At 43.5% G+C, this 24,422-nt stretch carries 20 protein-coding genes; 19 read left to right on the top strand and 1 reads right to left on the bottom strand.

The genetic code is table 11. The annotated features are described in order from the left end of the window. Positions 1-5: 5 nt before the first annotated feature. On the top strand, positions 6-1,202 hold the full coding sequence (locus tag PGW42_RS00100; protein ID WP_270203120.1) for an NADP-dependent isocitrate dehydrogenase: 1,197 nt from the start codon (positions 6-8) through the stop codon (positions 1,200-1,202). A gap of 57 nt (positions 1,203-1,259) precedes the next feature. Here PGW42_RS00100 and PGW42_RS00095 read toward each other — a convergent pair whose 3' ends face one another. Beyond that, the gene (locus tag PGW42_RS00095) at positions 1,260-3,167 is read right to left on the bottom strand and encodes an ABC-F family ATP-binding cassette domain-containing protein (protein ID WP_270203122.1); all 1,908 of its coding nucleotides are present in this window, start codon (positions 3,165-3,167) and stop codon (positions 1,260-1,262) included. A 158-nt stretch (positions 3,168-3,325) separates the two neighbouring features. Here PGW42_RS00095 and PGW42_RS00090 point away from each other — a divergent pair, with 158 nt between their 5' ends. The 18 genes from PGW42_RS00090 to PGW42_RS00005 form a co-directional block, all read left to right on the top strand. Continuing rightward, positions 3,326-3,973 carry a redox-sensing transcriptional repressor Rex gene (locus PGW42_RS00090; RefSeq protein WP_022219887.1) on the top strand — a complete coding sequence of 216 codons (648 nt, stop codon included), beginning with the start codon at positions 3,326-3,328 and terminating at the stop codon, positions 3,971-3,973. Between the two features lie 80 nt (positions 3,974-4,053). Continuing rightward, a complete protein-coding gene (locus tag PGW42_RS00085) occupies positions 4,054-5,577 on the top strand; it encodes an NAD(P)H-hydrate dehydratase (protein ID WP_270203123.1) in 1,524 nt (507 codons plus the stop codon). Continuing rightward, entirely contained in the window at positions 5,574-6,737 is a 1,164-nt protein-coding gene (gene alr / locus PGW42_RS00080; protein WP_195250006.1) for an alanine racemase, read from the top strand. Before PGW42_RS00085 ends, alr begins: the two co-directional genes overlap by 4 nt. Before the next feature lie 90 nt (positions 6,738-6,827). Then, positions 6,828-7,175, top strand: a complete 348-nt coding sequence (locus tag PGW42_RS00075) for a type II toxin-antitoxin system PemK/MazF family toxin (protein ID WP_022219890.1) — start codon at positions 6,828-6,830, stop codon at positions 7,173-7,175. A 22-nt stretch (positions 7,176-7,197) separates the two neighbouring features. Then, positions 7,198-8,040 (top strand): hemolysin family protein, encoded by an 843-nt coding sequence (locus PGW42_RS00070; RefSeq protein ID WP_022219891.1) that lies wholly within the window; start codon positions 7,198-7,200, stop codon positions 8,038-8,040. 51 nt (positions 8,041-8,091) lie between these two features. Beyond that, a complete protein-coding gene (locus PGW42_RS00065) occupies positions 8,092-8,826 on the top strand; it encodes a YebC/PmpR family DNA-binding transcriptional regulator (protein WP_022219892.1) in 735 nt (244 codons plus the stop codon). 23 nt (positions 8,827-8,849) lie between these two features. After that, a complete protein-coding gene (locus PGW42_RS00060) occupies positions 8,850-9,611 on the top strand; it encodes a CFI-box-CTERM domain-containing protein (RefSeq protein ID WP_270203125.1) in 762 nt (253 codons plus the stop codon). Between the two features lie 248 nt (positions 9,612-9,859). Beyond that, positions 9,860-10,591, top strand: coding sequence for a ClpP family protease (locus PGW42_RS00055; protein ID WP_055156738.1), 732 nt, complete (start codon positions 9,860-9,862; stop codon positions 10,589-10,591). A gap of 143 nt (positions 10,592-10,734) precedes the next feature. Beyond that, on the top strand, positions 10,735-13,389 hold the full coding sequence (locus PGW42_RS00050) for an FtsK/SpoIIIE family DNA translocase (RefSeq protein WP_270203126.1): 2,655 nt from the start codon (positions 10,735-10,737) through the stop codon (positions 13,387-13,389). Positions 13,390-13,421: 32 nt separating this feature from the next. Beyond that, positions 13,422-15,089, top strand: coding sequence for a formate--tetrahydrofolate ligase (locus PGW42_RS00045; RefSeq protein ID WP_270203127.1), 1,668 nt, complete (start codon positions 13,422-13,424; stop codon positions 15,087-15,089). Positions 15,090-15,122: 33 nt separating this feature from the next. Then, positions 15,123-16,496 carry a chitobiase/beta-hexosaminidase C-terminal domain-containing protein gene (locus PGW42_RS00040; protein ID WP_270203128.1) on the top strand — a complete coding sequence of 458 codons (1,374 nt, stop codon included), beginning with the start codon at positions 15,123-15,125 and terminating at the stop codon, positions 16,494-16,496. A gap of 293 nt (positions 16,497-16,789) precedes the next feature. Then, entirely contained in the window at positions 16,790-17,971 is a 1,182-nt protein-coding gene (locus PGW42_RS00035; RefSeq protein WP_195250003.1) for an iron-containing alcohol dehydrogenase, read from the top strand. 294 nt (positions 17,972-18,265) lie between these two features. Beyond that, positions 18,266-19,153 (top strand): sulfide/dihydroorotate dehydrogenase-like FAD/NAD-binding protein, encoded by an 888-nt coding sequence (locus PGW42_RS00030; RefSeq protein ID WP_055156711.1) that lies wholly within the window; start codon positions 18,266-18,268, stop codon positions 19,151-19,153. Then, the gene (gene gltA, locus PGW42_RS00025) at positions 19,153-20,538 is read left to right on the top strand and encodes an NADPH-dependent glutamate synthase (RefSeq protein WP_117556726.1); all 1,386 of its coding nucleotides are present in this window, start codon (positions 19,153-19,155) and stop codon (positions 20,536-20,538) included. The genes PGW42_RS00030 and gltA overlap by 1 nt, the downstream gene beginning before the upstream one ends. Positions 20,539-20,793: 255 nt before the next feature. Beyond that, the gene (locus PGW42_RS00020; protein ID WP_055260520.1) at positions 20,794-21,468 is read left to right on the top strand and encodes an HAD family hydrolase; all 675 of its coding nucleotides are present in this window, start codon (positions 20,794-20,796) and stop codon (positions 21,466-21,468) included. Between the two features lie 20 nt (positions 21,469-21,488). Further along, the gene (locus PGW42_RS00015) at positions 21,489-23,513 is read left to right on the top strand and encodes a HelD family protein (RefSeq protein WP_442872429.1); all 2,025 of its coding nucleotides are present in this window, start codon (positions 21,489-21,491) and stop codon (positions 23,511-23,513) included. 39 nt (positions 23,514-23,552) lie between these two features. Further along, entirely contained in the window at positions 23,553-24,032 is a 480-nt protein-coding gene (gene rlmH, locus PGW42_RS00010) for a 23S rRNA (pseudouridine(1915)-N(3))-methyltransferase RlmH (RefSeq protein WP_022219903.1), read from the top strand. 103 nt (positions 24,033-24,135) lie between these two features. Then, the coding region (locus PGW42_RS00005) for a MerR family transcriptional regulator (protein ID WP_270235090.1) at positions 24,136-24,422 on the top strand (287 nt) is incomplete at its 3' end.

Here is a 24,422-nt window from a genome sequence, read left to right as displayed (position 1 = left end):
AAGTTATGAGTAAAATTCAGATGACGACACCGATTGTTGAGATGGACGGAGATGAGATGACCAGAATTCTCTGGAAGATGATAAAAGATGATCTTCTTCTGCCGTATATCGATCTTAAGACAGATTATTATGATCTTGGATTGGAACACCGCAATGAGACAGATGACCAGGTTACAGTTGATTCGGCTAATGCAACAAAGAAGTACAAAGTAGCAGTCAAATGTGCGACCATTACACCGAATGCGGCAAGAGTAAAAGAATATGAACTCAAAGAGATGTGGAAGAGTCCGAACGGAACAATCCGTGCGATTCTGGATGGAACGGTATTTCGTGCTCCGATCGTGGTAAAAGGAATTGAACCATGTGTAAAGAACTGGAAGAAGCCGATCACGATTGCCCGTCATGCTTATGGGGATGTATATAAAGGAACCGAGATGAAGATTCCGGGACCTGGAAAGGCAGAGCTGGTCTACACGGCACCTGACGGAACAGAGACAAGAGAGCTGATCCATAATTTCGATGGAGCAGGTATTATCCAGGGAATGCACAATATCAATGCATCGATTGAAAGTTTTGCAAGAAGCTGTTTTAGTTATGCACTGGATACAAAGCAGGATCTTTGGTTTGCAACAAAAGATACCATTTCCAAAAAATATGACCATACTTTCAAAGATATCTTCCAGGAGATCTTTGATGTGGAGTATAAGAACCTTTTTGATGAAGCGGGAATTGAATATTTCTACACACTGATCGATGATGCGGTAGCCCGTGTAATGAAGTCAGAGGGTGGTTATATCTGGGCATGTAAGAATTATGACGGGGATGTGATGAGTGATATGGTTTCCTCAGCATTTGGTTCACTTGCCATGATGACATCTGTACTGGTATCACCGGAAGGCTTTTATGAATATGAAGCAGCACATGGAACAGTACAGCGTCATTATTATAAACACCTGAAAGGGGAAGAGACTTCAACAAACTCTGTTGCAACAATTTTTGCATGGACAGGAGCTTTGCGCAAGAGAGGAGAACTGGATGGGAACCAGGAACTGATGGATTTTGCAGACCGTTTGGAAAAAGCAACGATTGATACGATTGAAGAGGGTTATATGACAAAGGATCTGGCAATGATCACAACTCTTCCGGAGGTACATGTACTGAACAGTGAAGGGTTTATTAAAGCGATTGCAGAAAGATTATAAAAAGAGCAGGGAATGCATGAAGGGCGTATCTCTGACAGGAAAATGGGAAGAACTGGCTTATTCAGCCAGTTCTTCCCATTTTTCATAGAGTTCTTCGAGTTCTGCTTCGTTTGCTGCTTTTTCTTTTGCCAGTTCCTGGCATTTAACAGAATTCGTATAGACTTCTTCCTGCATCATCAGTTCATCGATTTTGCCATTACGTGTTTCCAGAACACCGATACGTTCTTCTGTTTTCTTCAGGTCGTTCTGCCTTTTACGGAGACGTGCCTGTTCTTCTTTCTGCTCCTGCCAGCTTAGTTTGGATTCGGAAACCTGTGCCGGTGCGTCTTCGGAAGCAGCTGTGGAAACAGCCGGGGTCAGAAGATCTTTTTTCTCCAGATAATAATCATAGTTGCCGATATAATTTACAAAGGTATTGCCGGTCAGTTCCAGAATACGGGTGGCAGTCTGGTTGATGAAATAACGGTCGTGGGATACATAAAGTATCGTACCGGTATAATCGTTCAGAGCCCGCTCAAGAATTTCCTTGGAAGTGATGTCCAGATGATTGGTCGGCTCATCGAGGATCAGAAAATTTGCATTGGAGAGCATCAGCTTTGCCAGAGATACACGTCCCCTTTCACCACCACTTAAATCACCGATCAACTTGAAAACATCATCTCCGGTAAAAAGAAAAGCAGCAAGCATGTTCCGGATTTGTGTGTTGGTAAGTGTCGGATAATCATCGGAAATTTCTTCAAAGATCGTCTTATCCATATGAAGGACGTGGTGTTCCTGATCGTAGTAACCGATCTCCACATTGGCACCCAGTGTAAAGGAACCGCTGTCTGCCTGGATCACATTGTTCAGAATCTTGAGAAGCGTAGTTTTTCCGGTTCCGTTGTCGCCAATGATGGCTACATGTTCCCCACGCTTGATCTCGAAACTGATATCTGTGAAAAGTGTCTGTGGCGGAAATGCTTTGCTTAATCCTTTGACAGAAAGGACATCATTGCCACTAATACGCGAAGGCTCCAGCTTCAGATGGATGTCGGTGTTGATCTCCATCGGTTTGTCAACAAGCGTCATCTTATCCAGCATTTTTTCCCGGCTTTCGGCACGCTTGATGGATTTCTCACGGTTAAATGAACGGAGCTTTTCGATCACGGCTTCCTGATGTTTGATCTCACGCTGCTGATTCAAGTATTCTTTTAATTTGGCTTCTCTGAGCTGTTCTTTTTTGACAGCAAAATCAGAATAATTGCCCATATAAGTATGAAGCTGTCCCTGCTCGACTTCAATCACCTTTGTAACCACACGGTTCAGGAAATAGCGGTCGTGGGATACGATAAGAACAGCACCCGGATAATTCAGAAGATAGGTTTCCAGCCATGCGATGGAGTTCATATCCAGGTGGTTGGTTGGCTCATCCAGAAGCAGGACGTCAGGCTTGGTAAGAAGGAGTTTGCCAAGAGATACACGGGTCTTCTGACCACCGGATAAAGAATCTACGGGTTTAGTAAATTCTTCTTCTGTAAATCCGAGACCTTTTAGAACGCCGGTAAGCTCACTTTTATAGGCGTAACCGTCTGCGTGCTCAAATGCAGAAGTCAGTCTCTGATAAGTGGCAAGACGTGCTTCAAGAGCATCTCCGGAAAGAGACGGAAGCTCGATCTCGATTGTACGGATCTGCTTTTCCATCTCAATGACTTCGGCTTTTGCCGTGCGGACTTCTTCGTAAATGGTATTGCCGCTTTCCATCTCCTGATGCTGTGCAAGGTAGCCGAGAGTTTTGCCTTTGGTAAGAACAACCGTCCCTGCATCGGGAGAAAGCTGTCCTACGATCATCTTGAGGATCGTGGATTTGCCGGCTCCGTTAATACCTACAAGGGCAGCTTTTTCATGGTTCTCTATATGAAAGGATCCGTCTTTTACGATGACCTGATCCCCAAAACTTTTTGACAGATTATGACATGCCAGTATCATTTTTATATCCTCCTGTTAAAGTGGCAATTATGTTACTGCTCACAGTAACATAATTATAGCTGAAATACGACAAAAAACAACTATAAAATTTGACTTTTTCACTGGATTCTTATATAATTAAAAATAATGAGTCAAAAAATAGGAAGGTGGAAGTGAAAGTGGCATCAAGAGAAATATCTCAGGCAGTAATAAGGAGACTTCCGCGGTATTATCGTTATTTAGGGGAACTACTGGAGAGCGGAGTCGAACGGATATCATCCAATGAATTAAGTAAAAGAATGAAAGTAACTGCTTCACAGATCCGTCAGGATCTGAATAATTTTGGTGGATTTGGACAGCAGGGATATGGCTATAATGTAAAGTATCTTTATACAGAGATAGGTAAGATCCTTGGACTGAACGAGAAACATAAATTCGTTATCATTGGAGCAGGAAATCTTGGACAGGCACTGGCGAACTATGCAGCATTTGAAAATCGGGGATTTGTTTTAAAAGGGCTGTTTGACGTAAACCCAAGACTTGCCGGATTGACGATCCGTGGAGTTGAGATCCGTATGATGGATGAATTGAAGGATTTTGTGAAAGAAAACGATATTGAGATCGGGGTTCTTACGATTCCGAAGACAAAAGCAGTAGAGGTTGCCAATCTCCTGGTAGATAATGGAGTTAAGGCTATCTGGAATTTTGCGCATACAGATCTGAATCTGCCGGATAATATTATTGTGGAGAATGTTCATTTGTCTGAAAGTCTGATGAGATTATCTTATAATATCACCAGATACAATGAAGAACATGAAGGAAAGTAGGCAAAGCAGACCAGAAGGCAGAGGTGCAGGAAAGTTTTTTCCTGCACCTTTTTGAAAATTAAATGTATGGGAGACCGGATATGAAAGAAATACTGACAGCAGATCAGATGAGAAGATCGGATCAGAGAATGATACAGAAGATGCAGGTCCCGTCCCTTGTCCTGATGGAACGGGCGGCACTTCAGTGTGTGGCTGCGATGAAAGCAGAAGACATAGATTTGTCGAAAGCATTGGTCGTGTGTGGAAGTGGCAATAACGGTGGTGACGGATTCGCAATTGCAAGGATGCTCGTAGAAGAAGGAAATCATCCAGATGTAGTATTGATCGGAAATTATGACCATCGTAGTGAAGAAACAAAAATCCAGATGAAAATTCTGGAAAATCTGGGAATATCTGTAGGAAACAGTTTGCCACAGAAAGAATATAGTGTTATTATAGATGCCGTATTCGGTATTGGCCTATCCCGTGAAATAAAAGGCAGATACGCAGAGGTGATTGATCAGATGAATCGGATGACTGCCTGTAAGGTGGCAGTCGACACTCCTTCAGGGATCCGTTCGGATGATGGAAAAGTGCTTGGAACGGCATTTAAAGCAGATCTTACAGTGACCTTTGCGTTTCAGAAGATGGGACAGATCCTATATCCGGGATGTGAGTATACAGGAAAGCTTGTTACAGCACCGATCGGAATTACCAGACCGGAGTTTTTTGCGGAAGAAGAAATCTGCATGGCACTTGAAAAATCCGATGTGCCGGCAATGCTGCCGCAAAGGAAACCGGATTCTAATAAAGGGACTTATGGAAAGGTTCTGATGATTACCGGAAGCAAAGGAATGTCCGGTGCAGCATATTTAAGTGCCAGGGCAGCATATCTTTCGGGAGCGGGTCTTGTCCGGATTTATACGGAGGAAAGTAACCGGGCAATCTTACAGGAACTTTTACCGGAGGCGGTAATGACGACCTATTCTCTGGACGAGACAGAATCATTTGAAGAACTTCCGGATTTGCTGGAATGGGCGGATGTGCTCTGTATTGGATGCGGACTCGGTATGGGACCGCATTCGGAGGAATTACTGAAAAAGGTGCTTGAGAATAATAAAACCCCGGCTGTTATTGATGCGGACGGACTGAACCTTCTGGCAAAGACCGATGAGTGGGGGATCGAACAGATTCGGATGAATCCTTCCGGATATGTACTTACTCCACATATGAAAGAAATGTCCAGACTGACCGGATACAGCGTACAGGAATTAAAAGACAACAGAAGAGAGCTATTAAGGAAATATACAGAAAAAGTCCATGCTGTCTGTGTACTGAAAGACAGCAGGACACTTGTGAAAGCGCCAGAGGGAAGGCTTATGATCAATACCACCGGTAATGCGGCAATGGCAAAGGCCGGATCGGGAGATGTGCTTGCAGGAATGATCACCGGACTTATGGCACAGCATATGAGACCGGATGATGCCGCTGTGCTTGGCGTTTATCTGCATGGTCTGTGCGGAGATCATGCCAGAAAAGAACTTGGCTCTTACAGTGTGCTTGCGGGTGATCTCTTGAAAATGCTCGGCAGAACACTTAAGGAATTGGAGGATATGACAGAATGAAGAAATACAGCAGACTGCGTGCGGTGATCGATCTGGATGCGGTGATGTATAACATGGAAATGATGCATGCAAATATAGAAAAAGGAACCAAGATGGTCGTGGTCATCAAGACAGATGGTTATGGTCATGGAGCGGTGCCGATTTCAAGAATGCTGGAAGATGTGGACTATGTCTGGGGCTATGCGGTCGCAACTCTGGATGAAGGTGTTGTACTCAGAAAAGCCGGCATTCAGAAGCCGATTCTTTGCCTGGGATGTATTTTCCCGGACCAGCTGGAAGAGATGATCCGTCATGAGATCCGCATGACAACTTACAGCTATGAGCTTGCGAAGCTTGCGGATGAGACCGCATATCGTATGGGGAAGAAGGCATATCTGCACATTAAGATCGATACTGGAATGTCAAGACTTGGTTTTCCGGTAGCGAAAGAAAGTGTAGAGGAGATCCTTAAGATCGGCAGGCTTGTTTATACGGATTGCGAAGGAATGTTTACCCATTTTTCAAAGGCAGATGAGGCGGATAAGACCACGACACTGGAACAGATCCGTGCTTTTCTGTGGATGAAAGAACATCTTGCAGCAGAAGGTATGGAATTTACTTATTATCATTGTGCAAACAGTGCAAGTATCATTGATATGCCAAAGCTTGGAATGAATCTGGAGAGAGCCGGGATTTCTACCTATGGACTGTATCCGTCAGATGAAGTCAATAAGGAAGCAGTTCCGCTCCGGCCGGCAATGGAGCTGATCGCGCACGTGACTTATGTGAAATGGATTGAAAAGGGTACGGAAGTCAGCTACGGAGGCACCTTTGTTGCCCCGAAAAGGATGCAGATCGCCACAATCCCGACGGGATATGGAGACGGATACCCACGAAGTCTTTCCAACAAAGGATATGTTCTGATCCATGGTCAGAAGGCACCGATCCTTGGCAGAGTCTGTATGGATCAGTTTATGGTAGATGTGACCGGAATTCCAGATGTGAAATTTGGTGACAGGGCAACACTGGTCGGCCACGATGGGGATGCTTATCTTTCAATAGATGAGCTTGCCGGTCTGAGCGGTAGATTTAACTATGAATTTATCTGTGATATCAATAAACGTGTTCCGAGGGAATATCTGCGTGACGGAAAAGTTGTAGAGCAGGTCGATTATTTCTAAAATGCGGGGATGCACTTCGAAAGAGATATGAATACAGCAGGAGAAAGCTGGCAATAATGAAAGTATCTTGATAAGCGGAGTGTGAAAGAAGTGCAGATCAGGCGTGGAGATATTTATTATGCGGATTTAAGTCCGGTAGTCGGTTCGGAGCAGGGCGGTGTGCGTCCGGTTCTTGTCATCCAAAATGATGTCGGGAACCGGCACAGTCCGACCGTTATCTGTGCCGCGATCACTTCAAGGATGAATAAAGCGAAGCTGCCGACACATGTGGAAATCGATGCAAAAAGGTACAGAATCGTTAAGGATTCTGTTGTCCTTCTGGAGCAGATTCGGACTATCGATAAACAGAGACTGAAGGATTACGTGTGCCGGGTAGACAAAGAGCTTATGAGAAAAGTCGATGAAGCGCTGTGCGTCAGCCTGATGCTTCATACATAAAAGAGGAGAAGTATGGAAAGCAATGGAAACGGAAGGTAATTTACTTCAGAAAATGAAAAATGTATTTTCTGACAATGAAGATAAAGAGAAAATTGCAGAAGAAATCATTGAAAAAGTACTGGAAGGCTATGAAAAAGGTGTTCTGACAAGACGTGAGATGAAGATGATCACCAACATTTTTGAATATATGGATTCGGATGCAAAAGATATCATGACGCACCGGAAAAATATCGTAGCACTGGATGGAGAGGAATCTCTGGAAAAAGCACTTACCTTTATGCTGGAGGAGAACAAATCCAGATTCCCGGTTTATGAAGAAGATATTGACAACATTGTGGGGATTCTTCATATCCGGGATGCGATGCAGAGCTACCTGGACGGTCCGGCAAGGAAAAAACCAGTGCATGATCTGAAGGATGCCATCCGTCCGGCAGGATTTATCCCGGAAACAAAGGCGATTGACAAACTGTTTCAACAGATGCAGCAGGACAAGAGCCATATGGTGATCGTGCTGGATGAGTATGGACAGACATCAGGGATCGTAACGATGGAAGATATTGTAGAAGAAATCGTTGGAAATATCCAGGATGAGTATGATGAGGAAGAAGAGCTGATCATCAAACAGGCAGATGGTACATATATCGTGGATGGTATGACACAGCTGGAGGATCTGGAAGAGCTTCTGGGAATCAGTTTCAACGAAGAAGATTACGATACGATCAATGGTTATCTGATCGACTGCCTGGACAGAATTCCTTCGGAAGATGAAGAATGTCAGGTGGAATTCGGAGGCTATCTGTTCCATGTATTGTCAGTTGATAATAATACAATACGCAAAGTCCTTGTCAGTAGGACAAAAAAGTGATAAAATAGTACAATTGAGAATAGTAAAAATACTGAAGAGAGGTAAAAAGTAATGTCAGGACATTCAAAATTTGCGAATATCAAGCATAAAAAAGAAAAAAACGACGCAGCAAAAGGAAAAGTATTCACGAAGATCGGTCGTGAAATCGCTGTAGCAGTCAAAGAAGGAGGCGGAGCTGATCCGGCTAACAACAGCAGACTCCGTGATGCGATTGCAAAGGCAAAAGCAAATAATATGCCAAATGACAATATTGACAGAAGTATCAAAAAAGCAGCCGGAGACGGAGATGCTAACAACTACGAACACATCGTATACGAAGGATACGGACCGAACGGAACTGCAATCATCGTTGATGCACTTACTGATAACCGTAACCGTACTGCTTCTAATGTAAGAAGCGCTTTCACAAAGGGAAAAGGAAATATCGGAACCAGTGGATGTGTTTCTTTCATGTTTGATCAGAAAGGACAGATCATTGTCGATAAAGAAGAATGTGAACTGGATGCAGATGATCTGATGATGCAGGCACTGGATGCAGGAGCAGAAGATTTTTCGGAAGAAGAGGACAGCTTTGAAATTCTTACAGATCCGAATGATTTCAGTGAGGTTCGTCTTGCTCTGGAAGAAGCGGGTATTCCGATGGCAAGCGCAGAAGTTACAATGATTCCACAGACATGGGTAACTTTGGACAACGAAGAAGATATCAAGAATATTCAGAAGACGCTTGATCTTCTTGAAGATGATGATGATGTACAGGAAGTATATCATAACTGGGAAGAAGCATAGGATCGATTCCGGGAGGAACCTGAATGAATCAGAGTATACAGAATGGACTGAATGACCTGTTTGACCAGATTATTCCGATTTCCAGAGATTTCAATAAAAAGACTTATGCGGATTCGTTTGAAAATGCATACGAGAAGTATAAGCCACTTTTTACTGAGATTGCACAGGAATGCGAGAATTCGGAAGACAGACAGGAAGAGATTGAAGAGATTGCTGCTGTTCTTCCGGATAGAATGCGGGAAGTACTGGATCAGGAAAGTTCAAAAAGAAAAAAAGAAAATGTACTTATGAAATATAATCTGGGCATGGTTACGTATGTGATCCCGATGTTCCGTTATGGCAGAATGGATGCTTGTGAAGAGATTGTAGACTGCATGATCGAACGCTGGAATGATCATGATCTGGAACTAAAAATCAGTAAATCGGAATTCGAGCAGATCCAGGGAGGCTTCAAATCACGTCTCTGCTATATTACTACAGCCGTATGTGCAAGCCTTGGCAAACCGGATGACTGTTACGAACTGAATCTGATGAGAAGATACAGAGATGAATATCTGGTGAATCAGAAAGGCGGCGAAGAAATTGTTGCCGAGTATTACGATATTGCTCCGACAATCGTAAACCGGATCAACCGGATGGAAAATTCAGAAGATGTATATGCAGATATCTGGAGCCGTTATCTTCACCCATGTGTTTCCATGATCGAATCTGATAATCTGGAGGCATGCCGCAAGATTTATACGGATATGGTATATAGCCTGCGCAGGAAATATTTATTTTCATAATGTTTAAATCAAAGAGAATGTGCCGAGTCGCATTCTCTTTTGCATATACAGTGAATCAGGTACAGATTTGTGTCGGTACAAGAATCTGCGATTCATTTCTGTGGCGAAAATCCTGCATATTTTCATAAGCATTGTCCATACTAAGCTAAAAAGAACGGAGGAATGCGGCAATGAAAATACAAGAAGAAACGGATGTAAAAGAATACCAGATACGTAAGAAAAAGAGCAGGGAACAGACTGTAGAAAATATGGAAAATAAAGAAAAGGAAGTCAGAGAGACGGAGCCGGAAACCACAAAGGAAGAAGATGAACATGTTAAAGAAATGGGAATGCTTTCGCTTGACCGACGTCGGAATCATCAGATCGAGCTACTCACGATCATCGGCGAAGTAGAAGGGCATGAGACGGTTTCCGGCAGTACAAAGGCAACCAAGTATGAGCACCTGCTTCCAAAGCTGGCACAGATTGAGAACAGTGTTCAGACTGATGGTGTGCTGATTCTCTTAAATACACTTGGCGGAGATGTGGAGGCGGGACTTGCGATTGCGGAAATGATCGCGTCTTTAAGCAAACCGACAGTATCTCTGGTACTTGGAGGGTGTCATTCTATCGGTGGCCCTCTTGCTGTGTCGGCAGATTATTCTTTTATTGTTCCAAGTGGGACGATGATCATTCACCCGGTGCGGACAAGCGGAATGTTCATCGGTGTGGCACAAAGCCTGCGGAATATTGAAAAGACGCAAGACCGGATCACCGGATTCCTTGCAGAGCATTCCGGAATGTCACAGGAGCGGATTGAAGAACTGATGCTGGATTCCACACAGCTTGTCAAAGATGTGGGGACAATGCTGGAAGGAAAACGTGCAGTGGAGGAAGGACTCATTGATGAAGTTGGCGGAATAAGAGATGCATTAAATAAATTGCATGAAATGATTGATGAAAAAATGGAAAATACTGATAAAAATTATGAGATGACATAAGGCGAAGAGGATGCTATAATAAAATAGTATGTACAAGTATACACTTTTGATGACTGATTCCGGATACTATATCTGGGGAGAGAGGAGAAGGAATCGGTCATTTGATTACAAGATAAAGAGTATAAATACAAGGGGGAAGTTTGATGGCTTCAAAGACAACCGGAACAAAGAAAAATGCAAAGCAGAGCACGGCGAAAAAGCGGCAGCCTACGAAGAAGACAAGTGCAAAGTCTGCAAAATCTGCGAAGACAACCAGAAAGAATACCACATCAAAAGCTGTGCCGCAGGAAGAATCATTTCTTGCAACGGAGATTCTGATCTGGGTGACACTTGCGGTAGGGATTCTGCTCACAATCAGCAATTTCGGGCTTGCAGGTGCATTTGGAAGAAAGATTGCAGCACTGCAGCAGGGAATGATGGGTTGGATGGCGTATGTATTTCCACTGCTTTTATTTTGTGGAGTCGCGTTTGTGGTTTCCAATAAAGGAAACAGGATTGCATATATTAAGACTGTTGCAGGCGTTGTATTACTGGTTCAGTGCTGTGTGCTCTTTGAACTGATCGATGAAAAAGGCGGATCTGTTGGAAAGGCAATTGCGGTCAGACTGGTGCCGGCAATCGGTAAAGTTGGTACATATGTTGTCGTGATCATTTTAATGGTGATCTGTGTAGTCCTTATCACAGAAAAGTCTATTCTAAAAGGAATGAAGATCGGCGGGGAAAAAGCGTATGACCGTGCCAGAGAGGACATGCAGAAGCGTAAAGAAGAGGCTGAGGAACGCAGGGCAAGACGGGAAGCTATGCGTGTTGATTATCAGGTAAGCGGCGTTTCCTTTAATTCGACAGTTGGAGGAAAAGAGAACGAGGCAGAAAAAGCAGAAGAAAAAGCCGGAAAAGAAGCAAAGGAAAGCACAGAAAAGAAAGCTACCAGACGCAGCCGGAAGGATATGAGCAGCGTGCTTGCCGGTGCAGAAGAAGCGGCTGCAAAGCACATTATGGAACAGACTGGGAAAATTGCACTGGATGATGTAGTGATCAATCGTGCGATGCCCCTTTCCGCTACAGAGCTGATCCCGGATCCGGAACCGGTTCCCCTTGAGCCGGTGAAAGAAAAACTCCCGAAATTCTTAAAAGGAGCGATGCAGGAAGCAGAAAAAAAGACGGAGTCCGGTAAAGATATACAGACAGATGTGGCTGAAGAAAATTTATCAGCGGGGAAGACAGAAGACGGAATAAAAAGACAGGTCTCCGGAAATTCAAAAGTTAAGGCAGATATCCCAAAAGAGGTGGCTGCTGTTGCAGATACGATTGCAAAAAGTGAGAAACCGGTCAGGGAATACCGCTTTCCACCTCTTAGTCTGTTGAAGCATGGAAGTAAAAACTCCGGAGATTCGGATGCGCATCTGCGGGAGACAGCAGCAAAGCTCCAGAAGACACTTCAAACCTTCGGTGTGAATGTTACAATCACTAATATCAGCTGCGGACCTTCTGTCACACGCTATGAGTTACAGCCTGAGATGGGGGTGAAAGTCAGCAAGATCGTAGGACTTGCGGATGACATCAAGCTGAACCTGGCGGCGGCTGATATCCGTATTGAGGCACCGATCCCGGGAAAAGCAGCGGTCGGCATTGAAGTTCCGAATAAGGAAAATACTGCAGTTATGCTGCGTGATCTTCTGGAATCAGATGAATTTAAGAAAAGTAGATCACGGATCGCATTTGCGACAGGTCGTGACATTTCAGGTAAAGTGGTGGTATCAGATATTGCAAAGATGCCGCATCTACTTGTCGCAGGAGCTACCGGATCCGGTAAATCTGTCTGTATCAATACGATCATTATGAGTATTATCTACAAAGCAAAACCGGAGGATGTGAAGCTGATCATGGTAGATCCAAAGGTGGTGGAACTAAGTGTATATAATGGAATTCCACATCTGATGATCCCGGTTGTAACGGATCCGAAGAAGGCAGCAGGAGCTTTGAACTGGGCGGTTGCGGAAATGAACAGACGTTATCAGCTTTTTGCCGAGTATAATGTCCGTGATCTGAAAGGTTACAATGATAAAGTCGAGAACATTAAAGATATTGATGATCCGAATAAAGCACAGAAACTTCCACAGATTGTAATCATCGTAGACGAACTTGCAGACCTGATGATGGTTGCACCTGGAGAAGTGGAAGAGGCGATCTGCCGTCTGGCACAGCTTGCGCGTGCGGCAGGACTTCATCTGGTTCTTGCAACGCAGAGACCATCGGTTAATGTCATTACCGGTCTGATTAAGGCGAATATGCCATCAAGAATAGCATTTTCTGTATCATCCGGTGTGGATTCCCGTACCATCATTGATATGAATGGCGCGGAGAAGCTGCTGGGAAAAGGCGATATGTTGTTCTATCCGGCTGGCTATCAGAAGCCGGTACGTGTTCAGGGGGCTTTTGTTTCTGATAAAGAAGTCCAGGCAGTGGTTGATTTCCTAAAAGAGAACAGCGGAGGCGCAGCCTACAATGAAGAGATCCAGAAGCAGGTGAATAGTAATCAGAATGTATCTGCGGGAGGAGCAACTTCCGAGGACGACAAAGATGTCTACTTTGTAGATGCAGGAAAGTTTATCATTGAAAAAGACAAAGCATCGATCGGAATGCTCCAACGGGTGTTTAAGATCGGGTTTAACCGTGCGGCGCGGATTATGGATCAGCTTGCCGAGGCGGGAGTCGTAGGAGAAGAAGAAGGTACCAAACCAAGAAAAGTACTGATGTCTATGGAACAGTTTGAGCAATACATAGAAGAATCAGTTTAAGAAACGCAGAAGAAAAAAGGGAGGATATAATTATGAAGACAGACATTCAGATCGCACAGGAGGCAGAGATGCTCCATATTCGCGAGGTTGCAGCAAAGGTTGGAATTGAAGAGGAAGACCTTGAGTTTTACGGCAAGTATAAGGCAAAATTATCGGACGAATTGATGGAAAGAGTAAAAGACAGACCAGATGGAAAGCTGGTACTTGTTACTGCAATCAATCCGACTCCGGCGGGAGAGGGGAAAACGACGATTACCGTTGGACTTGGAGAGGCAATGGCAAAGCTCGGCAAAAAAGCTCTGATCGCTCTGCGCGAGCCATCGCTCGGACCTTGCTTTGGAATTAAAGGCGGTGCTGCCGGCGGCGGTTATGCACAGGTTGTACCGATGGAAGATCTGAATCTTCATTTTACCGGAGATTTTCATGCGATCACATCGGCAAATAACCTGCTTGCAGCTCTTCTTGACAACCATATCCAGCAGGGAAATGCTCTTGGAATCGATCCGAGACAGGTTGTGTGGAAACGGTGTGTAGATATGAATGACCGTGTACTGCGTAATGTAGTAGTTGGTCTTGGAAATAAAATGGACGGAATGGTAAGAGAGGATCATTTTGTGATCACGGTTGCGTCCGAAATTATGGCAATTTTATGTTTGGCAGACGATCTGGAAGATCTGAAAAAACGTCTTGGCAGAATCATTGTTGCCTATACATTTTCCGGAGAACCGGTTACAGCTGACCAGCTTCATGCAACCGGTGCAATGACAGCACTGTTAAAGGATGCGATCAAGCCGAATATTATTCAGACTCTGGAACATACACCGGCACTGGTACACGGTGGCCCGTTCGCAAATATTGCACATGGCTGCAACAGTGTACGTGCAACCAAGATGGCACTTAAGCTGAGTGATATCACGATCACAGAAGCGGGATTCGGTGCGGATCTGGGTGCAGAGAAGTTTATGGATATCAAGTGCCGTATGGCGGGACTGAAACCGGACGCTGTAGTTCTGGTTGCAACGGTACGTGCATTAAAATATAATGGTGACGTGCCAAAAGATGAACTGAACAAAGAAAATCTGGATGCTCTTGCAAAAGGAATTGTAAATCTTGAAAAGCATATTGAGAACCTGCAGAAATTCGGTGTTCCGGTTGTGGTTACCTTGAATTCATTTGTCAGTGATACTGAAGCAGAATACGAATTTATCCGTAAGTTCTGCGAAGACAGAGGCTGCGAATTTGCTCTTGCAGAAGTATGGGGTAAAGGCGGAGACGGCGGAAAAGAGCTGGCAGAGAAAGTATTACAGACTCTGGAGACAAAAGAAAGCCATTATCATCCGATTTACAGTGATGAGTTATCAATTGCAGAGAAGATCGAGACAATCTGCAAAGAGATTTACGGAGCAAAGAGTGTTGTATATGAACCTGCTGCAAAGAAACAGCTTGCACGAATTGAATCAATGGGCTTTGGCAAGTTCCCGGTATGTATGGCAAAGAACCAGTATTCTCTGTCCGATGATGCGAAGCTTCTTGGACGTCCGGAGAACTTTGATATCCATATCCGTGAAGTCTATGTAAATGCAGGAGCAGGATTTGTTGTTGCTCTTACCGGAGCAATCATGACCATGCCGGGTCTTCCGAAAGTACCTGCAGCAAATGGAATTGATGTAGAAGACGGTAAAATTACCGGATTGTTCTAAAAGAAGTATGATACCAGAAGGAGACGAAAGACAATGAAATGTATGCACTGTGGAGCAGATTTGCCTGAAGATCAGTTGATCTGTCCTAGATGCGGCAGGGAAATACAGATCGTGCCTGATTATAACCCACTTGATGATATGCTGACTGCTCAGTTAAAAGGAGGCATTACACAGACAATGTCGCTTCATCTGGGTGAGCAGGAAAAGCAAGATGTCAGCTATTCTGGTGCGGCAAATCCGGTATATGAAAGACGGGAAATTGTTGGAGGAGAGACCAGGTGTGTGGAAAATTCAGGAAGTGTTGGTCGTCGCCAGCAGGGAACTGTGACCAGGCGTGGAAGAGATGCAGTGGTCAGACGCAGTGATGTCAGACCGGCTACCGGACGTGTGGGTCAAAGAGAAGATGCGCGGGAACAGACGAGAAGATCGTATGAAGAAGAACGCAGATTGCGGCGTATGCGGGCAGAAAAGAGAAAAGAGCGCGCCAGAAAAAAACGCCGGAAAATGCTGCTTATGCTATTGGCGGGGTGTATTGTTCTGGCAGGACTCATTTTCTTGTTTTATCAAAATTCATATACCGGAAAAGTAAAGAAAGGATACCGGCTTCTGGCAGCTTCCGAATATGAGAACGCACTCACTGTATTTGAAAAAGCAGCTTCTGGAAGTCCGAAGAAAGCAGAAGCTTATACAGGGATTTCAAAGGTTTATATTGCCAAGGATGATCTGGATCAGGCAGAAGAAGTTTTTACAGACGAGATTGCAAAGCAGTCCGGAAATGCAGAAATTTATCGTGCAGCGGTAGAATTTTATATTGATACCAAACAGGAAGAAAAGGTATCACCGCTTCTGAATGCATGTACCAGTGATACGGTTCTTGAAGCACTGAAGGATTATGTGTCAGGTGAACCGGAGTTTAGTCTGGATGAGACAGAGACATATGATGAAGTGCAGGCACTGGAACTGACCGGAAAAGGAAAAGCGATCTACTATACGACAGACGGTTCAGAGCCGACAACTTCAAGTACGAAATATACGGAACCGATCAAGATCGGTGAAGGTGAGACAACGGTGAAAGCAATTTCTGTTAATAAGAAAGGAATTCCAAGCCTGACAGAAAGTAAAACTTATAAAGTTGAGTTCCCGATTGCAGATGCGCCGGCGGTGACTCCATCGACCGGGCAGTATAACCATGTCCAATCAATCAGTGTAGTTGTACCGGATAAGTATACGGCATATTACACGACGGATGGATCAGATCCGGATCCGGAGAATAATTCTGCGACGCAGGAGTATACCGGGCCGATCGTAATGCCGGCGGGAAGTACGATTTTCAGCTTTGTTCTGCAGGATCAAAAAGGCAGATTAAGTGATGTCACAAGAAGAAATTATGAACTGAATATAGAGTAAAATCCGATTTTAAGAAGAGAGTATGCCGAGTCGTCTGCTTGTCAGAGCAGACTGGTAAAGCGTACTCTTTTTCGATTACTTTCATTTGTGGATAACTTGCGTAAATATGTGAAATATATCACAAATCAAATATTTTATGAATAGAGTGGGGTTAATATGGCTTATTAAAAATGTATAATTGTATGGAAACAAATACAATTTATTTGTGATAAAATATTGCAAAAAGGATAGAATTGAGATACAATGTGATTGTCAAAAAGATAACATACTTTAAGGGCGAAGGAGTGTTTGAAATGAGCAGATTTACATTACCAAGAGATATTTACCATGGAAAAGGATGTCTTGAAGAACTGAAGAACCTGAAAGGAAAAAAAGCAATCCTGGTTGTCGGAGGAGGTTCCATGAAGCGTCAGGGATTCCTCGACAGAGCTGAGAACTATCTGAAAGAAGCAGGAATGGAAGTAAAGCTTTTTGAAGGTGTTGAGCCAGATCCATCTGTTGAGACCGTTATGAAAGGTGCAGCAGTTATGCAGGAGTTCCAGCCGGACTGGATCGTAGCTATGGGTGGCGGATCACCGATTGATGCTGCAAAAGCAATGTGGGCATTCTATGAATATCCGGATGTTACATTTGAAGATCTCTGTATTCCGTTCAACTTCCCGGAATTGAGAACAAAAGCAAAATTTGCTGCAATTCCGTCAACATCAGGAACAGCAACAGAAGTAACAGCGTTCTCTGTTATTACCAACTATCAGACCGGAGTAAAATACCCACTTGCCGATTTTAATATTACACCGGACGTTGCAATCGTAGATCCGGATCTTGTCATGGGTCTCCCGGTAAAGCAGGTTGCTTACACAGGTATGGATGCGCTGACACATGCGATCGAAGCTTATGTATCTACCCTGAACTGTCCATTTACAGATCCGCTTGCACTGCAGGCAATCGAGATGGTTCTGGATTACCTTCCAGCATCTTACAAATGTGATGTGATAGCAAGAGAGCAGATGCATTATGCACAGTGTCTTGCAGGAATGGCATTCTCCAATGCACTTCTTGGAATCGTACATTCTATGGCACATAAGACAGGTGCGGCATTTTCAACCGGACACATTCCGCACGGATGCGCAAATGCAATTTATCTTCCATATGTAATTAAGTATAATGCAAAAGATCCGGTCGCTGCAAAACGTTATGCAGAAATCGCACGCAGAATGGGACTTCCGGGTACATCTGAGAAAGCGCTGATCAACAGCCTGTGTGCAAAGATCGATGCATTTAATGTAGAACTGAATATTCCGAAGACACTGAAAGATTTCGGTATTGACGAAGCAGAATTCAAAGAAAAAATTGCAAAGATTTCAGAACTTGCAGTTGGTGATGCATGTACAGGATCCAACCCACGTCCGATCGATCCGGCAGCTATGGAAAAACTTTTCAACTGTACATATTATGGAACAGAAGTAGATTTTTAAAAAAGAGAATACAGTTCTTACAGAGACAGACGGACTTAATATTGACCGTCTGTCTCATTTTTATATCCGGTCAGCAGGTAAAAATTCGTGTCGGCACAAGATTTTATGTAGTTGAAAATTTTGATAACCGGAAGAATTTTGGCAGATTTATAGAAGAAATATTGGTACTTATAGATAAAAAAGATAGTTATATTTATGACATAAATAATTTTTTAACAAATTAAAAAGAAATACTTGCTATTTACTTTGCAATAATTTATCATAAAGAGAGTAAATATTTTAGGAGGCAATGCAATGTACAAGATAAGAAAAGCTGAAAAACTGGCTGATAAGATTTATCTTATGGATGTAGAAGCACCACGTGTGGCAAAGCACTGTGAGCCAGGACAGTTCGTAATTGTCAAGATGGATGACAAGGGGGAAAGAATTCCGCTGACAATCTGCGATTATGACAGAGAAGAAGGAACAATTACCATCGTATTCCAGACAGTAGGAGCATCTACTGAGAAGATGGCACAATTAAAAGCAGGAGACTCTTTCAGAGATTTCACAGGACCGCTCGGATGCCCATCTGAATTGATTTCAGAGGATATTGAGAGTCTGAAGAATAAAAAGATCTTATTTGTAGCCGGTGGTGTTGGTGCAGCCCCTGTATACCCGCAGGTTAAATGGATGCACGCACATGGGATCGATGTAGATGTTATCGTTGGTTCTAAGACAAAAGATATGCTGATTCTCGAAAAAGAGATGGAAGCAGTTGCAGGAAATTATTACCCATGTACAGATGACGGTACATACGGACATGCAGGTATGGTAACAACAAAGATCGAAGCACTTGTTGCAGAAGGTAACAAGTATGATGTCTGTGTTGCAATCGGTCCGATGATCATGATGAAATTCGTATGTCTGCTCACAAAGAAACTCGAAATCCCGACTATCGTCAGCATGAACCCGATCATGGTAGACGGAACAGGTATGTGTGGTGCATGCCGTCTCCACGTAGGCGATGAAATCAAATTTGCATGTGTAGACGGACCGGAATTTGACGGACATCTCGTTAACTTTGATGAAGCAATGAAGAGACAGCAGATGTATAAGACTCAGGAAGGCAGAGCTATGCTGAAATTACAGGAAGGTGACACACATCACGGTGGATGCGGTCATTGCGGAGGTGACGAATAATGGCAGACGTATTAAAGAAAGTACCTGTAAGAGAACAGGATCCGAAGGTACGTGCAACAAATTTTGAAGAAGTATGTTACGGATATAATCAGGAAGAAGCAATGGAAGAAGCAAGCCGTTGTATCAACTGTAAGAATGCTAAATGTATTCAGGGATGTCCTGTAGGAATCAATATTCCTGCATTTGTTCATGAAGTAAAAGAAGGCAATATCGAAGAAGCATATAAGATTATCGGACAGTCTTCTGCACTTCCTGCTGTTTGTGGACGTGTATGTCCGCAGGAATCACAGTGCGAAGGAAAATGTATCCGTGGTATCAAAGGAGAATCTATTTCTATCGGTAAGCTGGAAAGATTCGTTGCTGATTACGCTCTGGAGCATGACATCAAACCGGTTGGAGCTGACAAGAAGAACGGACACAAAGTTGCCGTTATCGGTTCTGGTCCGGCAGGACTTACCTGTGCAGGCGACCTTGCAAAGCTTGGCTATGATGTAACTGTATTTGAAGCACTTCATGAACTCGGTGGAGTACTTGTATATGGTATTCCGGAATTCCGTCTTCCAAAACAGAAAGTCGTTGCAAAAGAGATCGCAAAAGTAAAAGAGCTTGGTGTTCACTTTGAGACAAACGTTGTAATCGGTAAATCTACTACAATCGATATGCTGATTGAAGACGAAGGATTTGAAGCAGTATTTATCGGATCAGGAGCAGGACTTCCAAAATTCATGGGAATCCCGGGGGAAAATGCCAACGGTGTATTTTCTGCAAATGAATACCTGACAAGAAGTAACCTTATGAAAGCATTTGATGATTCTTATGATACACCGATCGCAGCTGGTAAAAAAGTTGCAGTTGTTGGTGGTGGTAACGTAGCAATGGATGCTGCAAGAACAGCACTTCGTCTTGGAGCAGAAGTTCATATCGTATATCGTCGTAGCGAAGAAGAGCTTCCGGCCCGTGTAGAAGAAGTTCATCACGCAAAAGAAGAAGGTGTACAGTTCGACCTACTGACAAACCCGGTAGAAATTCTCGAAGAAGATGGATGGGTAAAAGGAATCAAATGTGTTCGTATGGAACTTGGTGAACCGGACGCATCAGGAAGAAGACGTCCTGTACCGGTTGAAGGTTCTGAATTCGTGATCGATGTTGATACAGTTATCATGTCACTCGGAACATCACCGAACCCGCTGATTTCTTCTACAACAGAAGGACTGGAAGTTAACAAGTGGAAATGTATCGTTGCAGACGAAGAACACGGAAAGACTTCTAAAGAAGGCGTATACGCAGGTGGAGATGCCGTAACAGGTGCAGCTACAGTAATCCTTGCTATGGGAGCCGGAAAAGCTGGTGCAAGAGGTATCGACGAGTATCTTTCAAATAAATAAGGGTTATGACCGCAGTTTCCTTTGATAGGGACTGCGGTTTTTGTATAGGTTGTGTAGACCACTTTGAAAAAAATAATCGTTCCAATTCAAGTCGTGCAAAGGGGAGAAAACTGGCGGTTATAAAGGGCGGAGAAACGGACGCTGGTTTGTATGTTTTGGCTGATTTTAAAGGAGGTTTGGAGATTAGGGTTTCTGGACAAGAAGAGTCAAAAATGGTACAATAAAAAAAGTATTATTTTGTGAAAGAGGGTTATTATGAAGTATAAATATATCTTATTTGACTTGGATGGGACGATTACGGAATCGGGACCGGGGATCATGAATTCGGTGGAGTATGCGCTGAATAAAATGAACCGGGAGGTTGGTGAGCGGGATACTTTAAAGAAATTTATCGGACCGCCGTTGACGGAATCAATGGAGAAATATTATGGGATGTCTGAGGAAGAGGCACTGCTTGGAGTAAAGTATTACAGGGAATATTATGCGGTGAAAGGCATTTTTGAGAATTCGGTGTATGAAGGGCTTGCGGAGACGCTGGAATCCTTGAAAAATGAAGGATATATACTTGCAGTGGCGACTTCCAAACCGGAAGAGTATGCAAAAAGGATTGCGGACAAATTTGACTTTGCAAAATATTTTGCAGGGATTTACGGGGCTACGATGGATGGCTCTCTGATCCGGAAGGCGGATGTGATCCGGTATGCGTTGGATAACCTGGGCGTGGAAAGGGAGAATTACGATCAGGTCGTTATGGTCGGTGACAGAAATAATGATATCTACGGTGCAAAGGAGAATGGGATCCAGGTGATCGGTGTCCTGTATGGATACGGAGATCTTGCGGAGCTTCAAAGTGCCGGTGCAGATTACATTGCAAAGATGCCGGAAGAGATTGCACAAATCATCGGAAGATGTAATCATGAGAGGGTTTGAATATGAGTAATAACGACGCAATGAACAGTGAGATTCGGTTTCTGGAAGAGGTTGAAGAGAAACTGAAGACACGCATTACCGAGATCAACGCATTGTTTCTTGAAGGAGAAAAACAGATTGAGAGCATGCATGATTATTATTGGGAAAACTATACGGAGATGGATGAGTATGGTTATGAAAATTATGATAATCAGCAGGCACTTCTCGGAGAAGTTAATGCGAACAATGAACGTCTGATGAAAAAACAGCGCCTTAAGAAAATGATCGACTCCCCATATTTCGGAAGAGTGGATTTTCTCTTTGAGGGGGAAGAAGAAAGCGAAAGTTTTTACATCGGAATCGGCAATTTTGCGCCTAAGGCAGGAATGACGCCACTGATCTACGACTGGAGGGCGCCAGTGAGCGGTCTTTTTTATGATTATGACAGAGGACAGGCTTCTTATGAAGCACCGGGAGGAACCATTGAAGGGGAGATTACTTCCAAATGGCAGTATAAGATCAAGAAAGGGAAGATGATTTATGCATTTGAAAGTGACACCAAGATTGATGATGAGATCCTGAAACAGGAGCTTGGAAGTAACGGGGATGTACAACTGAAGAATATTGTTCGTACTATCCAGAAAGAACAGAATGAGATCATTCGGAATGTAAAGGACAAAGTTCTGGTTATTCAGGGAGCCGCAGGAAGTGGGAAAACCTCCGTTGCACTGCACCGGATTGCATATCTTTTGTATCACGACAGGAAAAATTTAAAAGCATCGGATATCCTGATCCTTTCACCGAACGGCGTATTTGCGGATTATATTTCCCACATTCTGCCAGAGCTTGGAGAAGAAAATATTCAGGAAATGAGTTTTGATCTGTTTGCGTACAGAGAATTGAAAGGAATCGTATCGGACTGTGAGGACCGTTATGATTATCTGGAGAAGCTGATCCATTTTCCGGAGATGGGAATCCGGGAGAGCTATCTGAAGAAGCAGTCTGCCGGATTTGTCGGAGAGATGGAAGGCTTTCTGGCAGTTCTGGAAGATCAGCTGATGGATTTTAAGCCGGTTAAGATCCGTACTCTGGAAAAAACCGAAGAGGAGCTGATCCATCTGTTCTATTTCAAATTTCAGGATATTCCGATCCTTGCAAGAATGGATGCGGTGATGGAATATCTGGTGGATGAATACGAGACATTGTATAACCGGAATCTTCCGGAAGATGAGGTAGAAGAGATCCGGGAGAAATTCAACCGGATGTATGTCACCCGTGATATTTACAAAATATATAACTGGTTTTTGGAGGACAGTGGGTATGAGACACTGGCAAAAATTCCGTATGAGAACAGAAAACTCCAGTATGAAGACGTATTTCCGGTACTTTATCTCAAATACCGGATGCTTGGAGGAACCAGACATAAGCATATCAAGCATCTGGTGATCGACGAGATGCAGGATTATTCATATTTGCAGTACGTGGTACTGTCCCAGCTGTTTTCCTGCCGGATGACGATCCTTGGCGACCGGGCGCAGACACTGGACAGTCGGATGCAGGATGTACTGACATTCCTGCCGAAGATTTTCGGACGTACGATCCGCAAGATCATCATGAATAAAAGCTACCGGAATACCATTGAAATCGCAGAGTATGCAGCGAAATTTACCGGGGAAAAGGATCTGGAATATCTGGAGCGTCATGGCAAACCAGTGACCGAAAAGACATTTGATTCGGATGAGGAACTGTTAAATGAACTTATCCGGGAGGCAGATGCCGGAATGGATAAATATGAGACCGCCGCAGTTCTGACGGAGACGATGGACGAGGCTTATACAATGACCAGGATGCTTTCAAACCGTGGACTTCCGGTAAACTGTATTGACCGGGACAGCAGTACCTTTGAAAAAGGCGTGACAGTAACGACTTTCTATATGGCAAAGGGACTGGAATTTGATCAGGTATTCGGCGTGTTCCCGAAGAAAGAAAATCCGATGACCGGGCAGGCAAAATACATCTGTGCAACAAGAGCACTGCATGAGCTTTATATGTATGAAAGGGCATAACTATACAGACTGATACAGCGAAAGAGAGGAAAGAATAGAATGAAGATAACCGTACTGACGGTTGGAAAAATAAAAGAAAAGTATCTGCGGGATGCGATCGCGGAATATACGAAGAGACTGAGCCGCTACTGCAAGCTGGAGATCATTGAGGTGGCGGATGAAAAGACACCGGACAATGCCAGCGAAAATGCAGAGGAAATGATCCGGCAAAAAGAGGCCGAACGTCTTTTGAAATATATCCGTGAGGATGCATATCTTATTACACTGGAGATAGGCGGAAAGCAGCTGACCTCCGAAGAATTTTCAGAGAAAATTGAAAAACTTGGCATTCAGGGAACCAGTCACATTATTTTTGTGATTGGCGGATCCATAGGGATCGGGAAGGCAGTTCTGGAAAAATCGGATTATGCACTTAGTTTTTCAAAAATGACATTTCCGCACCAGCTGATGCGTGTAATCCTGCTAGAGCAAATTTACCGTGGATACCGGATCATGTCGGGAGAACCCTATCACAAATAGAAAAGAGGTCATTAACAGTTAAAGATAAATTATAAAATCATATAAGTAGATATTGAGTTTTATAAGATATTAGACTAGAATATTATTGAAAGGAGTTGATACTTTGAGTAAATATTATTCTATACACGAATTTTCAAAAATTATAGGCGTATCTGCTCAGACATTACGAAATTGGGATGCAAATGGAAAACTTCATCCGCATCATACTACAGTAAGTGGCTATAGATATTATTCTGATGAGCAACTCAACCAGATAATAAATGTAAAGCCTATAAATCGCATTACAATTGGATATTGTCGCGTTTCCAGCCATAAACAAAAAGATGATTTAGAACGACAGATTGATAATGTTAAGACATATCTTTTGGCAAAAGGACAGCCGTTTGAGAT

The sequence above is a fragment of the Coprococcus sp. TM115-187 genome, assembly GCF_027679115.1.
Lineage (GTDB): Bacteria > Bacillota > Clostridia > Lachnospirales > Lachnospiraceae > Allocoprococcus > Allocoprococcus comes.
This window is presented reverse-complemented; position numbering and strand designations above follow the sequence as displayed.